The organism is Polynucleobacter sp. AM-26B4, assembly GCF_018882285.1.
In the GTDB taxonomy this organism is placed as follows: Bacteria; Pseudomonadota; Gammaproteobacteria; order Burkholderiales; family Burkholderiaceae; genus Polynucleobacter.
This window is the reverse complement of sequence record NZ_JACVOT010000001.1, coordinates 150,798-164,294: the sequence shown is the minus strand read 5'-3', so window position 1 is coordinate 164,294 and position 13,497 is coordinate 150,798. Positions and strand designations below refer to the sequence as shown.

The window sequence follows — 13,497 nt, the reverse complement described above, 5'->3', positions numbered from 1 at the left end:
TTCGAGCATTCTTTCTGGGTATCGCTATAATTGCGTATTACCCACTAAGCATATTCGATGACTAAATTCATCTTTGTTACTGGTGGTGTGGTTTCTTCCCTCGGGAAGGGTATCGCAGCCGCCTCCTTAGCCGCCATTCTTGAATCGCGCGGCCTAAAAGTCACCCTCTTAAAATTAGATCCATATATCAACGTTGACCCTGGCACGATGAGTCCTTTCCAGCACGGAGAAGTATTCGTGACGGAAGATGGCGCTGAAACAGACCTTGATTTAGGCCACTATGAGAGATTTGTCTCTGCCAAGATGCGCAAGAGCAATAACTTCACAACTGGCCAGATTTACGAGTCTGTGATCCGTAAAGAGCGCCGTGGCGAATATCTAGGTAAGACTGTTCAGGTGATTCCGCACATCACTAATGAAATTCAAAGTTTTGTTGAGCGTGGCGCTAAAGCCAGCCATGATGGCCATGCAGATGTCGCTATTTGCGAAATTGGCGGCACGGTCGGCGACATTGAATCTTTACCATTCTTAGAGGCTGCTCGCCAAATGAGCTTGAGATTGCCTCAGGGTGATACTGCCTTTGTGCATTTGACCTTGGTACCTTACATTGCAAGTGCAGGAGAGTTGAAAACCAAGCCGACCCAGCACTCAGTTCAAAAGTTAAGAGAAATCGGCATCATGCCAACAGCATTGTTATGTCGTGCTGATCGCCCGATTCCTGAAGATGAGAGAGCCAAGATTTCTTTGTTTGCGAATATGCGCGAACAAGCAGTGATCTCAGTTTGGGATGTTGATACGATTTACAAAATTCCACAAATGCTGCATGAGCAGGGTTTGGACGAGTTGATTTGTCATGAATTACGCATCGATGCTAAGCCTGCTAATTTATCTGTTTGGAATGGTTTGGTTCACAGCCTAGAAAATCCAAAGCATGAAGTAACGATTGGCATGGTTGGTAAGTATGTGGACTTAACAGAGTCTTATAAGTCATTGATTGAGGCCTTGCGTCACGCTGGTATTCACAATGAAACCAAGGTCGGTATTCGTTATATCGACTCTGAGAATTTAGATGGTGGCGATGTTTCAAGCCTTGCTGGTTTAGATGCCATCTTGGTCCCTGGTGGTTTTGGTAAGAGGGGTACTGAAGGAAAGATTGCAGCCATCAAGCACGCTCGTGAGAACAAGATTCCTTACCTTGGCATTTGTTTAGGTATGCAGTTGGCCGTGATTGAGTTTGCTCGTCATGTGGCTGGCTTGAAGGGTGCTAACAGTACGGAATTTGAACCTAATGGACCTCATCCAGTCGTGGCATTGATCACAGAATGGATGGATCGCGAAGGTCGTGTTGAAAAGCGTGATGAAGCTTCAGATCTAGGCGGTACGATGCGCTTAGGATCACAGCGCTGCCCAGTTAAAGCAAATACCTTGGCTGAAAAGATTTATGGCTCAGAAGTTAATGAGCGTCATCGCCATCGTTTTGAAGTGAATAATGTGTACGTGCCTAAATTAGAGGCTGCCGGCATGATTATTTCTGCAAGAACTCCTAATGAGTCATTGCCAGAAATGATGGAATTGCCAAACAGCATGCACCCATGGTTCTTTGGTGTGCAGTTCCATCCTGAGTTCACATCGACTCCAAGAGATGGCCACCCATTGTTCTCTGCATTCATTAAAGCAGCCTTAAACCAAAAGGGTATTGCAGTTTGATCTGCACAGTATTAAGGAATTAAGGAGTTAGCCATGAAACTATGCGATTTTGAAATTGGTCTTGATAAGCGTTTCTTTTTAATCGCTGGCACTTGCGTGATTGAATCTGAGCAAATGGCGATGGACACAGCTGGTCAGTTAAAAGAAATCACAAGTGCTTTAGGCATTCCATTCATTTACAAATCATCTTTTGATAAAGCCAATCGATCTTCAGGAACTTCATTCCGTGGTCTTGGTATGGAAAAAGGTCTTGAGATTCTTGCCAAAGTTAAAAAAGAAATTGGCGTGAACATTTTGACTGATATTCATGAAGTTGATGAGATCAAACCTGTGGCTGCGGTTGTTGATGTATTGCAAACGCCAGCGTTTTTGTGTCGTCAGACTGATTTCATTCGTGCTTGCGCTCAAAGTGGCAAGCCAGTCAATATCAAAAAAGGCCAATTCTTGGCCCCAGGCGACATGAAGAACGTTATTGATAAAGCCAGAGCTGCTGCTAAAGAAGTTGGTTTGTCAGAAGATATGTTCATGGCATGCGAGCGCGGTGCGTCTTTTGGATATAACAATTTAGTGTCTGATATGCGCAGCCTTGCCATCATGCGCGAAACCAATGCTCCAATTGTTTTTGATGCCACTCACTCTGTACAGTTACCAGGCGGTCAAGGTACCAGCAGTGGTGGTCAACGTGAGATGGTTCCCGTATTGGCTAGAGCAGCTGTAGCAGTTGGTGTGAGCGGGTTGTTCATGGAAACTCACCCAAATCCTGCTAAAGCGCTATCAGATGGACCGAATGCAGTGCCATTGAACCGCATGAAAGAATTACTCGCCACTTTGGTGGCTTTGGATGACGTTGTTAAAAATGGCAACGTTTACTTAGAAAAAGATTTCAAATAATTTGTTAAGGGAAAAGTCATGAGTGCAATCGTTGACATCATTGGACGTGAAATATTAGATTCAAGAGGTAATCCTACTGTTGAGTGTGATGTATTGCTTGAGTCTGGAGTGATGGGCCGTGCTGCGGTACCTTCAGGAGCATCAACTGGTTCACGTGAAGCTGTTGAGTTGCGTGATGATGAGCCTGGTCGCTACCTTGGAAAGGGCGTTTTAAAAGCCGTTGAAAATATCAATACTGAAATCGCTGAAGCAGTGATGGGTCTTGATGCAAGTGAGCAGGCCTTCCTTGATCGCACTTTGATTGATTTGGACGGTACTGACAATAAATCACGTTTAGGCGCTAACGCAACGTTGGCTGTTTCTATGGCTGTTGCCCGTGCAGCGGCTGAAGAAGCAGGTTTGCCTTTGTACAGATATTTTGGTGGTTCAGGTGCTATGCAATTGCCAGTGCCAATGATGAACATTGTGAACGGTGGTTCACACGCTAACAACAGTTTAGATATTCAAGAATTCATGATCGTGCCTGTGAGTATGACGAGCTTTCGTGAAGCCGTGCGTTGTGGCGCAGAGGTCTTTCATGCTTTAAAGAAAATCATTCATGACCAAGGCATGTCTACATCTGTTGGTGATGAGGGTGGTTTTGCACCTAACTTCAAGAGCAATGAAGAGTGTTTGAACACGATTCTTCAGGCGATTGAAAAAGCTGGTTACAAACCAGGTGAAGATGTTTTGTTGGCTTTGGATTGTGCGGCCAGTGAATTCTATAAAGACGGTAAATACGACTTATCTGGTGAAGGTCTGCAACTGACTTCAGTAGAGTTTGCTAACTACCTTGCCAACTTGGTTGATAAATATCCTATTGTTTCAATTGAAGACGGTATGCACGAGGGTGACTGGGAAGGTTGGGCAATCTTGACTGAGAAGTTAGGCAAGAAGATCCAATTGGTGGGTGACGATCTATTTGTAACCAACACCAAGATCCTTAAAGAAGGTATTGAGAAGAACATTGCCAATTCAATTTTGATCAAAGTGAACCAAATTGGTACTTTGACAGAAACTTTTGCAGCGATTGAAATGGCTAAGCGTGCTGGTTACACAGCTGTGATCTCTCATCGTTCAGGTGAGACAGAAGACAGTACGATTGCTGATATCGCGGTTGGTACAAATGCAGGTCAAATCAAAACTGGTTCATTGTCACGTTCCGATCGTATTGCCAAGTACAACCAGTTAATTCGTATTGAAGAAGACTTGGGGGATATTGCAACGTATCCTGGTAAGTCAACTTTCTATAACTTGCGCAAGTAATTTTAGAAACCCACACCAGAAAAGAGAGACCAGATGCGCATCGTTGTTTACGGCATGTTGGCTCTCTTGGTGATCATTCAGTACCCATTGTGGTTAGGTAAGGGCGGTTGGCTAAGGGTTTATGAGCTTGACCGCCAAGTATCTAAACAAATGGAAAAGAATGATGCACTTGCAGCACGCAATGCCAAGCTGTCAGGTGAAGTCAAAGACCTCAAAGATGGAACCAAAGCGATTGAAGAGCGTGCTCGCGCAGAGCATGGCATGAGCAAAGAGGGTGAGGTCTTTGTGCAGGTCGTTCCTGGAAAGAAACCTGCCAATGATGCTACTTCTGATGAGGCTGCAAAAGCCAAGTAATTTTTGTTAATGCTTTGAACTTGGAGCTTGTTTCACTGCATCAACAATCGTGGGGCTGGCAAAGATCTGTTTGCAATCAACGGCGTCAAAAATATAAATCTGACCACAGAAATCACAATTGGTTTCAACGGCATCTTTTTCTAAAAGAATGCTGTTCACTTCTTCTTCACCAAGCATTTTGAGCATATCAGCGACCTTGATGCGAGAGCAGTGGCATCCAAACTTAATCGGTCTTTCATCAAAACTTCTCACTCCATGATGTGCTGATTCATCAAGGTACAGGCGATTCATCAATACCTTGGGTTCAAGACTCAAGAGTTCTTCATTGGTGACCGTGTCTGAGAGCATCTGAAGTCTCGACCAACCTTCAGCAGCCATCTCGTCATCCATTTTTAGTTGACCACCCATATTGGGTAATCTCTGGAGCAATAAGCCTCCACAAGAATCTTCATCGCTGGCTAGCCATAAACGGGTCTCTAACTGCTCAGAGTCGCGCATATAGAGAGTGATGGCTTGGGCAATACTTGTGACTGGTTCGCCATGATCGCTCAAAGCCACGATGCCTTGATAAGGATTCTGTCCTGGTTTGCGATCAGCGGGATCCAATGTGATCACCAGTCGACCTTGACCATCGGGATTAATCAAATCTGACAAGTTGGCATCATCAGGCAGGGTGGATAGATCAATGTCCTCGTTTAACTTCGCGGTTGCTCGAATCACCAAATGTTCATTGCACTCTAAAACCAATAAACGAACTGCGCCATTGCCTTGGGCTTGAATGATCATGCTGCCATTGAATTTGAGTGTTCCACATAACAGAACACCTGCTGCCACCAAGTCACCCAGAAGCTTTTTGACGGCTGGCGGGTAGTCTTTGCGGGCCAAAATGGCTTGCCAAGAATCTCTGATGTTGACGATTTCACCGCGCACAGGCGCACCATCAAAAACAAAGACTTGGAGAGAATCTGGGGAGTATTTATCTGTCATAACGTATATTGTAGAAACTTTATGAAATGACGCACTGTGTTTTCAAATAAACATCCATTTTTGACCGCTTTATCCCTTGCCTTGGGCTCTGCCATTGCCTTGGGTTTGGCGCGCTTCTCTTATGGGCTTCTATTGCCTGTGATGAGAGAGGATTTGGACTGGTCATACTTGGTCGCTGGCACCATGAACACAGCCAATGCCCTGGGTTACTTCATTGGAGCCCTCAGTTCTCCAGCCATGATGAGGCGCATGTCCGTGCATCATTTCTTCATATCCTCTGCAATCATCACTGGTGTCTTTTTGTTTCTTTCTGGCTGTACTGATCAAACCAGCTTACTTTTTATCTATCGCGTGATTGCTGGGATTGCCAGCGCCTGGATCTTTGTCGCAGGTGGCGTTCTGATTTCTCAATTAGGCACCATCCATGCCAATAAATCAGGTTTGATGTTGGGTATTTTCTATGCAGGACCTGGTCTTGGGATTGTTTTATCAAGTGTCATCCTGCCATTCTTTAATGATTGGGGCGTAAAAATATCCTGGGATCATTCTTGGCAGTTGTCTTGGTATGCCTTGGGTATTTTGTGTCTGATATTTACTCTGATATTGGTTAAACCAATCAGCTCGATCCCCGCGATTCCTCCAAAACCAAGTGGAGATTCTGGTACACCTCTTAAATCGTATGTCCCAGCATTGATGGGCTATTTTATGTTTGGCGTGGGCTATATTGGTTACATGACTTTTGTGGTCGCATTGCTCAAGCAATTGGGTCTAAGTAGTAGCACTCTCAATATCTTTTATGCCATCTTAGGATTTTCTGTCATGGCATCTTCTCGTTTGTGGGCTCAGATGTTGGATCGCTTCAAAGGTGGACAATCGCTGGCTATCTTAAACACGCTCCTTGGCATAGCCAGTTTGATTCCTGCTTTGATTGCGATCTATGAGATTCCTTTGAGCAATCTGATCTTATTGAGTATCTTTGGGTCAGGTGTTTTGTTCGGGGCAGTTTTTCTTTCTGCAGTTGCATCAACCACAGCCTTTGTGAAACACAATATGCCGTCCTCTGATTGGGTCGGTGGTATCACGGCTTTCACCAGTATCTTTGCTGCCGGCCAAATCATTGGCCCAACCATCGCAGGCTGGATTTCTGATGGGCAGGGTGGTTTGGCGCGAGGATTGCTTTTCTCCGGCTTGGCTCTTCTTCTTGGGGGATTGATCGCAACAAGACAGAAGCCATTGAGCAATTCTGCTGAAAAATAAGCCTTTTATCTCGCCAATGAGATAATCATGTTTATGACAGTTAGAACACGATTTGCACCAAGCCCAACGGGCTTTATTCACCTAGGTAACCTTCGAAGCGCTTTGTATCCGTGGGCTTTTGCTCGCAAGATGAAAGGCGACTTCATTTTGCGTATTGAAGATACAGATCAAGAGCGCTCAAGCCAAGAGGCTGTTGATGTGATCATCGAAGGCATGAGTTGGTTGGGTCTTGATATAGATGAAGGCCCCATTTATCAAATGCAACGCATGGAGCGCTATCGCGAAGTCATTGCGCAAATGCTCAAAGATGGTTTGGCTTACCCTTGCTATATGAGTGAGGAAGAACTCAATGCCTTGCGTGAGCAGCAAATGGCCAATAAAGAGAAGCCACGCTATAACGGTTTTTGGCGTCCTGATGCCGGCAAGCAATTGCCAACACCTCCAGCAGATATCAAACCGGTGATTCGTTTTAAAAACCCCATCGGTGGCAGCGTTGTTTGGGAGGATGCGGTCAAGGGTCGCATTGAAATCAGCAATGATGAGTTAGATGATTTGGTCATTGCCCGTCCTGATGGCACTCCAACTTATAACTTCTGCGTGGTTGTTGATGACTTAGATATGAAGATCACTCACGTAATTCGTGGTGATGATCACGTCAACAACACGCCAAGACAAATTAACATTCTTCAAGCGCTTGGCGGATCATTGCCAATCTATGCTCACTTGCCAACCGTGTTAAACGATCAAGGCGAGAAAATGAGTAAACGTAATGGCGCCATGAGCGTGCGTGATTACGAGCGTGATGGTTATATGCCTGAAGCTGTTCTTAATTATTTGGCACGTCTTGGTTGGTCTCATGGGGATGCAGAGGTATTCACCAAAGAACAGTTCGTTGAATGGTTTGATTTAGACCATTTGGGTAAATCACCAGCTCAACACAATCCTGAAAAATTACTTTGGTTGAATCATCAGTACATTCAGCAGGCTGATGCTGCTGATTTGGCCAAGCGAGCATTGCCGTTTGTTGAGAAATTAGGCATTAAAACCGACTCCGGCCCTGATTTTGTAGGTGTGGTCAATATCCTCAAAGATCGGGCAAACACCCTGATTGAGTTGGCTGAAGGCGCTAGGTTGTTCTATATGGACAGACCTGATCATTCCGCAGCTGATCGACAAGCCAATATCCCTGAATCTGTCCATCCAGTCATCAGCGATCTGATTGCTGAGCTAGAAGCAGGGGATGGCTCAAAAGCAGCCGTTTCTGGGGCATTTAAAGCCGTTTTGGCCAAGCATGGCCTAAAAATGCCAGCTTTGGCCATGCCAGTCCGTTACGCCATGTTTGCCACGACTCAAACCCCAGCTATTGATGCTGTTATCTCTTTGATTGGTATAGAAGAAACAAAACAGCGCTTGCAAAGCGGGATAAAAATAGGCTAGAATTACGGTCTTGATTGCTTGAGCTTACTTTTTTAAGATCATCTAATTAAGGGGCTATAGCTCAGCTGGGAGAGCGCTTGCATGGCATGCAAGAGGTCAGCGGTTCGATCCCGCTTAGCTCCACCAGTAAGCTTAGATCGAAATGTAGTTAAGTAGTGAAATTGCAGTACCGTAAGTCCAGGGTCCCCATCGTCTAGAGGCCTAGGACACCACCCTTTCACGGTGGGTACCGGGGTTCGAATCCCCGTGGGGACGCCAAGTTTTTGGAGCGGTAGTTCAGTTGGTTAGAATACCGGCCTGTCACGCCGGGGGTCGCGGGTTCGAGTCCCGTCCGCTCCGCCAACAAAAAAGCCCTTGTTTTTAAACAAGGGCTTTTTTTATTTCTTCCATCTATTAATTTCCTGTACTACTCAAACCGATTACTTGCCACTGCTACTTCTTCTGGCAAATTGACCTGGTTTTTGAGTATTCATCTTGCGATGAGTTTTCTTTGGGGCGGTGATGGTTGAGTCTGATAGTTTGACTTGACCACTGCGCTTGGTTTGATTGGCGCCTCTTGGAGAGGCAGCATTGTGTCTTGCTTGACCATGTCTTTGAGGAGCTTGCTGACTTCTTAGCTGGATAGGTTGAGCCACTGCGTTTGGATCTGGCTCAAAACCAGGAACAACTTCTCTTGGTAAACTTTGCTTGATCAAGCGCTCAATATCTTTGAGCATTTCAAATTCATCAACGCAAACCAGCGATACAGCAACACCATTAGAACCAGCTCTGCCAGTTCGACCAATTCGGTGAACATAATCTTCAGGCACATTCGGTAGGTCGTAATTGACCACGTGCGGCAATTGGTCAATATCAATGCCGCGCGCAGCAATGTCGGTTGCTACCAAAGTGATGATCTTGCCAGCTTTAAAGTCTGCCAATGCTTTGGTTCTTGCGGTTTGACTCTTATTGCCGTGGATGGCCATGGCGCTGATGCCATTATTTTCTAATTGCAGGACCAATTTGTTGGCGCCATGCTTGGTGCGCGTGAAAACCAAGACTTGCTTCCAGTCATTAGACTTGATGAGATGGGCTAGCAGTGGGTGCTTGTTGCCGCGATCCACTGGGTGCATCAATTGTGTGATGGCTTCATTGGTGCTGTTGCTTCTTGCTACTTCAATCAATGAAGGTGAGTTCAGTAAATCATTAGCAAGTGCTTTGATCTCCGTAGAGAAGGTGGCAGAAAACAATAAGTTCTGACGTTGCTTTGGAAGTGCAGCAAGGATCTTCTTGATGTCTCGTAAAAATCCCATATCCAACATTCTGTCGGCTTCATCCAGAATCAATATCTCCACGTGCTGTAAAGAAATGGCGCCTTGACCCATTAGGTCTAAAAGACGTCCTGGCGTTGCCACCAAAATATCTAAACCAGCTTGAATAGATTTGATTTGAGGATTTGCTCCAACGCCACCAAAAATAACAGCAGATTTGAGCTGCGTGTATTTGCCATAAGTCTGAACAGATGCATGCACTTGTGCAGCGAGTTCGCGAGTGGGTGTGAGTATCAAACCGCGCACCTGACGTCGACGACTGGTTTGATTAACTGGAGAAGTTAATAGGCGCTGTAATACTGGTAGCGTGAAGCCTGCAGTTTTACCGGTGCCAGTTTGAGCAGCTGCTAATAAATCTCCACCATTCAGAATGGCTGGGATTGATTGAGCTTGAATAGGAGTTGGCGTTGTATAGCCATGTTCGTTAATTGCTTTAAGGATAAGTTCAGATAAACCAAGATCTTTGAATTGCATAGGTACCAATAGAGTGATGACCTGTGCTCAGCAAAAAGTAATTTTTGGAAGGTCAATGAATGAACTGCTTGAGAAGAAATGTAGAGCGCAGTTATGAATGCTTACTGCTGGTATTTTAGTTCATTGCGCCTTGAATGTCCTATTTATCTTCACTTTGGGGTGATCTCATCAGTTAAAATGGCATATTCATTGGATATTCACTGATTATTTCTGGTGAACCATGAAAATCTCAATTAACAACCCAGCAGTAGCTGGTATGACTGCTGAAAAATGATCACCTTAAACAATGTATCACTGCGTCGTGGCGCCAAATTATTGCTTGATAAAGCAACGGTCACGCTCAATCCTGGGGAGAAAGTTGGTTTGGTAGGGCGCAATGGCGCTGGCAAATCAACTTTGTTTGCGCTCTTAAATGGTACCTTGCATGAGGATGGCGGCGACTTTTCTATTCCTAAAGTATGGCGCATGGCCCAGGTGGCTCAAAACATGCCAGAAACTGAAGAGTCTGCCACTGACTTTGTGATTGCTGGTGATACTCGCCTGATTGAATTAAGACAAGCGCTTGAGGCTGCAGAAGCAGCTGAAGATGGCATGGCCATGGCTCATGCTCACGTTGACTTGGCAGATGCTGGGGAACATGACGCAACATCGAGAGCGCAGGCCCTGATTCTTGGTTTGGGTTTCAAGGTCAGTGAACTTGATCAACCCGTTAATAGTTTTTCTGGTGGTTGGCGCATGCGCTTGCAATTGGCACGTGCATTGATGTGCCCATCCGACTTGTTGTTGCTTGATGAGCCAACCAATCACTTGGACTTAGATGCTTTGGTTTGGTTGGAAGCATGGTTAAAGCGTTATGCAGGCACGATGATTGTGATTTCTCATGACCGAGAGTTTTTAGATGCAGTGACCAATGTTACTTTACATATTGAGCATGCCAAACTGAACCGTTACGGTGGTAACTACAGTTCGTTTGAGCTCATGCGCGCTCAACAATTAGAGTTGCAGCAAGCATCCTTCTCAAAGCAACAAGAGAAAATTGCCCACCTACAAAAGTTCATCACACGTTTCAAAGCTAAAGCAAGTAAAGCCAAGCAAGCGCAGAGTAGAGTCAAAGCCCTTGAGCGCATGGAAAAAATTGCTCCTGTGTTGGCTGATGCAGAGTTCACTTTTGAATTCAAAGAGCCACAAAATTTACCGAACCCCATGTTGGCCATCAGCGATGCAAGCTTTGGTTACAAAGTGGATGGTGTCAATAAAGTCATTATTAAAGACGTTAATAAATCAGTTTTAGCTGGACAAAGGATTGGTATCTTGGGAGCAAACGGTCAAGGTAAATCCACCTTGGTTAAAACCATTGCCAGAACCATGCCTCAGCTTGCAGGCACAGTGACTGAAGGTAAGGGTTTGAACATTGGTTACTTTGCTCAGCAAGAGTTGGATGTTTTAAGGTCTGATGACAATCCTTTAGAGCACATGATTCGCTTAGCAAAAGATTTGGGTCCCAATTCAGCGGAATCAGGACGTGAGCAAGATTTACGTAATTTCTTAGGCACGTTTAACTTTGCTGGTGATATGGTCAAGCAAGCAGTAGGAACCATGAGTGGTGGTGAGAAAGCTCGATTGGTGTTGGCGATGATTGTTTGGCAGCGACCTAACTTACTTTTGCTGGATGAGCCAACCAATCACTTAGATCTTGCAACGCGTGAAGCTTTATCAATGGCTTTGAATGAATTTGAAGGCACCGTGATGTTGGTCAGCCATGATCGCGCTTTGCTAAGAGCTGTTTGTGATGAATTCTGGTTAGTTGGTCGCGGAGAAATCAAGCCATTTGATGGTGACTTGGATGACTACCAACGCTACTTGCTTGAAGAGTCTAAGAGGCTGAGAGAAGAAGCCAAGGTAGAAGAGGCCAAAATTGTTTCTGAAGTTGCTAAGCCAACTGTCAGTATTGAAGTCACACCAGAGAAAAAGCCGGTCGCACAAACCAGTGAGCAAAGAAAACTAGAATCTGCGAAACGACAAGAAATCAATGCTCGCACCAAGCCTTTGAAAAAACAAATCGATCAAGCTGAAAAATCAATGGCTCAGCTTCAGTCAGAAAAAACAGGATTAGAAGCAAAGCTACTAGAACCGATTTCTCCAAGTGAGATTGCAGAGATAGGTAAAAAGCTCAAAGTGATCAACGATGAGTTAACGAATCTTGAAGAAAAATGGTTAGGCTGGACTTCTGAGATTGAAGCCATCGAATCTCAAGTTTAGAAAAACTTGGTATACCTTAAAAAGACGCGATGTTTATCTTCAAGCGTGGCGTTATTATCGATGTCTTGACCGTACTGTAGTGTCAAGCGACCAAAAGAATACTGACCAATCGCACTTAATTGATAGCGATGTGACTTGATTGAATTATTTTGGGCAGCACCTTTAAAAACAGTTTCACCGCCTTCACTATAAAAATAGGCAGCAGAAAAACTGTGGTGCTTGTTCAAGTGATAAAGCAAACCTGTTTGAGCACTGTATAAGGCTTTTTGCTCCAAGTTACCCAATTGATTAGCTAAAGAGCGGCTCGCATCATTCTTTCCAAACCACAAGGTATCGAATGCACTCATCCAGTCCAGATCAGGAGCAACCCTGGTTTGATAGGCAATTTGACCGGCCCATCGGTAGCGATTCTCACCCATATTGATGGCTCGATCGCTTGAGTAGCTTCCAGTCGGGCTGATCAAATAACCAGCAGCCCCCACAAAAGTCTTAGATGCTCTATCAACATATGGCCAGTAGGCAAAGACCAGTGTGGTGTCAATCATGCCGTTATCAGCAGGATATGGAGCAAGAGCTCCTGTGGGTTCATTTTTACCGGTGCCCGTATGGAGATAAAACAAAGCGGGTTGGTGATTCAGTTCAAAGGCTTGGGTATAACGAAACTGAACTTGGTTTTGATCCATTTTTGCATTGCTCGCGCCAACCCGTTCTGCATTCATATAAGAAAGTTGAACACTGCGTAAACCAGGGGGTGGGGCAGTTGCATCGCCAGGCTGAAGATCGATTGCCCAAGAAGACATAGAAAAACCAGTTGCCACCAGAAATGTGGCAATTGAGGTGAGTTTTGGTTTTTTGTCTAATAAATTCATCTTGGCTGTAAATCTTCGTGATGACACATTTTATACTTTTTTGTAAGTAAGGCAGTCGATGTCATCCTATTCACTGATCAATCGTTAAAGGAAGAGAGGCATCGTTTATGATGACACTATTAGCGCCTGTTTTTGCGCCATTGCTTTGATAAAGGATTGATATGCATCGTGATTTTAAAAAAATTAGCATCATTGGTTTATTTGCCGCCACATTGGTGGGTTGCGCATCAACCCCGGTGGGCCCAAGTTTGGTCATCATGCCTGCTCCTGGCAAGCCATTTGAAATCTTCCAAAAAGATGATCAAGAGTGCCGTACCTATGCTCAGAATTCACTCAATACAACAGCAGATGAAATTGCCGCTAAAAATACTGCTAAAACAGCCATCATTGGTGCCGCAGTTGGTGCTGTTGCAGGCGCAATGGCCGATGGCGGTAGCTCTAGAAATGTGGGTACTGGTGCTGCTGTAGGTTTATTAGGTGGAGCAGCGATGGGTGCTACTGGTGGCAATGAGTCAGCCAAAGAAGTACAACGTCGTTATGACATCGCTTACCAACAGTGCATGTATTCAAAAGGTCATCAAGTGCCTGGTTACTCAATTCAAAAGCCTGTTGAAGCTACACCTAAAAAATAACATTTCATCAATATT

At 44.9% G+C, this 13,497-nt stretch carries 11 protein-coding genes and 3 tRNA genes; 11 read left to right on the top strand and 3 right to left on the bottom strand.

All coding sequences use genetic code 11. The features are described from left to right. Positions 1–57 precede the first annotated feature (57 nt). From ICE88_RS00745 to ftsB, 4 genes are read left to right on the top strand one after another with little or no spacing between them, the layout of a single operon-like run. Positions 58–1,707 (top strand): CTP synthase, encoded by a 1,650-nt coding sequence (locus tag ICE88_RS00745; RefSeq protein ID WP_216248438.1) that lies wholly within the window; start codon positions 58–60, stop codon positions 1,705–1,707. A gap of 33 nt (positions 1,708–1,740) precedes the next feature. Then, a complete protein-coding gene (gene kdsA, locus ICE88_RS00740) occupies positions 1,741–2,598 on the top strand; it encodes a 3-deoxy-8-phosphooctulonate synthase (protein ID WP_089516548.1) in 858 nt (285 codons plus the stop codon). 18 nt (positions 2,599–2,616) lie between these two features. Beyond that, positions 2,617–3,903, top strand: coding sequence for a phosphopyruvate hydratase (gene eno, locus ICE88_RS00735; RefSeq protein ID WP_089516549.1), 1,287 nt, complete (start codon positions 2,617–2,619; stop codon positions 3,901–3,903). Positions 3,904–3,936: 33 nt separating this feature from the next. Continuing rightward, a complete protein-coding gene (gene ftsB, locus ICE88_RS00730; protein WP_216248436.1) occupies positions 3,937–4,257 on the top strand; it encodes a cell division protein FtsB in 321 nt (106 codons plus the stop codon). Positions 4,258–4,263: 6 nt separating this feature from the next. On the opposite strand, the gene ICE88_RS00725 is transcribed toward ftsB, so the two are convergent. Next, positions 4,264–5,244 carry an Hsp33 family molecular chaperone HslO gene (locus ICE88_RS00725; protein ID WP_216248433.1) on the bottom strand — a complete coding sequence of 327 codons (981 nt, stop codon included), beginning with the start codon at positions 5,242–5,244 and terminating at the stop codon, positions 4,264–4,266. A 36-nt stretch (positions 5,245–5,280) separates the two neighbouring features. On the opposite strand from ICE88_RS00725, the gene ICE88_RS00720 reads away from it, so the two are divergent. The 5 genes from ICE88_RS00720 to ICE88_RS00700 all read left to right on the top strand — a co-directional run bounded on the left by ICE88_RS00720 (position 5,281) and on the right by ICE88_RS00700 (position 8,280). Then, on the top strand, positions 5,281–6,501 hold the full coding sequence (locus ICE88_RS00720) for a YbfB/YjiJ family MFS transporter (protein WP_216248431.1): 1,221 nt from the start codon (positions 5,281–5,283) through the stop codon (positions 6,499–6,501). Positions 6,502–6,528: 27 nt separating this feature from the next. Then, positions 6,529–7,938: a glutamate--tRNA ligase gene (gene gltX / locus ICE88_RS00715; protein ID WP_216248429.1), complete on the top strand. Its 1,410-nt coding sequence runs from the start codon at positions 6,529–6,531 to the stop codon at positions 7,936–7,938. 50 nt (positions 7,939–7,988) lie between these two features. Continuing rightward, a tRNA-Ala gene (locus tag ICE88_RS00710) sits at positions 7,989–8,064 on the top strand. Positions 8,065–8,120: 56 nt separating this feature from the next. Beyond that, a tRNA-Glu gene (locus ICE88_RS00705) sits at positions 8,121–8,196 on the top strand. Between the two features lie 7 nt (positions 8,197–8,203). Further along, a tRNA-Asp gene (locus tag ICE88_RS00700) sits at positions 8,204–8,280 on the top strand. Between the two features lie 77 nt (positions 8,281–8,357). Here ICE88_RS00700 and ICE88_RS00695 read toward each other — a convergent pair. Beyond that, positions 8,358–9,722: a DEAD/DEAH box helicase gene (locus ICE88_RS00695; protein WP_216248427.1), complete on the bottom strand. Its 1,365-nt coding sequence runs from the start codon at positions 9,720–9,722 to the stop codon at positions 8,358–8,360. Between the two features lie 270 nt (positions 9,723–9,992). Between ICE88_RS00695 and ICE88_RS00690 the strand changes: the two genes are divergently transcribed. Continuing rightward, positions 9,993–11,981 carry an ABC-F family ATP-binding cassette domain-containing protein gene (locus ICE88_RS00690; protein WP_216248425.1) on the top strand — a complete coding sequence of 663 codons (1,989 nt, stop codon included), beginning with the start codon at positions 9,993–9,995 and terminating at the stop codon, positions 11,979–11,981. Here ICE88_RS00690 and ICE88_RS00685 read toward each other — a convergent pair. Continuing rightward, entirely contained in the window at positions 11,978–12,850 is an 873-nt protein-coding gene (locus ICE88_RS00685) for a transporter (protein ID WP_216248423.1), read from the bottom strand. The genes ICE88_RS00690 and ICE88_RS00685 overlap by 4 nt on opposite strands. Before the next feature lie 161 nt (positions 12,851–13,011). On the opposite strand from ICE88_RS00685, the gene ICE88_RS00680 reads away from it, so the two are divergent. After that, positions 13,012–13,482 (top strand): glycine zipper family protein, encoded by a 471-nt coding sequence (locus tag ICE88_RS00680; RefSeq protein ID WP_216248420.1) that lies wholly within the window; start codon positions 13,012–13,014, stop codon positions 13,480–13,482. Positions 13,483–13,497 lie beyond the last annotated feature (15 nt).

What these genes read in the sequence shown, in the direction of transcription:
- ftsB (WP_216248436.1), top strand. Translation starts at nt 3,937, where the DNA reads ATGCGCATCGTTGTTTACGGCATGTTGGCTCTCTTGGTGATCATTCAG.
- eno (WP_089516549.1), top strand. Translation starts at nt 2,617, where the DNA reads ATGAGTGCAATCGTTGACATCATTGGACGTGAAATATTAGATTCAAGA.
- gltX (WP_216248429.1), top strand. Translation starts at nt 6,529, where the DNA reads ATGTTTATGACAGTTAGAACACGATTTGCACCAAGCCCAACGGGCTTT.
- kdsA (WP_089516548.1), top strand. Translation starts at nt 1,741, where the DNA reads ATGAAACTATGCGATTTTGAAATTGGTCTTGATAAGCGTTTCTTTTTA.
- ICE88_RS00745 (WP_216248438.1), top strand. Translation starts at nt 58, where the DNA reads ATGACTAAATTCATCTTTGTTACTGGTGGTGTGGTTTCTTCCCTCGGG.
- ICE88_RS00685 (WP_216248423.1), bottom strand. Translation starts at nt 12,850, where the DNA reads ATGAATTTATTAGACAAAAAACCAAAACTCACCTCAATTGCCACATTT.
- ICE88_RS00680 (WP_216248420.1), top strand. Translation starts at nt 13,012, where the DNA reads ATGCATCGTGATTTTAAAAAAATTAGCATCATTGGTTTATTTGCCGCC.
- ICE88_RS00695 (WP_216248427.1), bottom strand. Translation starts at nt 9,722, where the DNA reads ATGCAATTCAAAGATCTTGGTTTATCTGAACTTATCCTTAAAGCAATT.
- ICE88_RS00690 (WP_216248425.1), top strand. Translation starts at nt 9,993, where the DNA reads ATGATCACCTTAAACAATGTATCACTGCGTCGTGGCGCCAAATTATTG.
- ICE88_RS00725 (WP_216248433.1), bottom strand. Translation starts at nt 5,244, where the DNA reads ATGACAGATAAATACTCCCCAGATTCTCTCCAAGTCTTTGTTTTTGAT.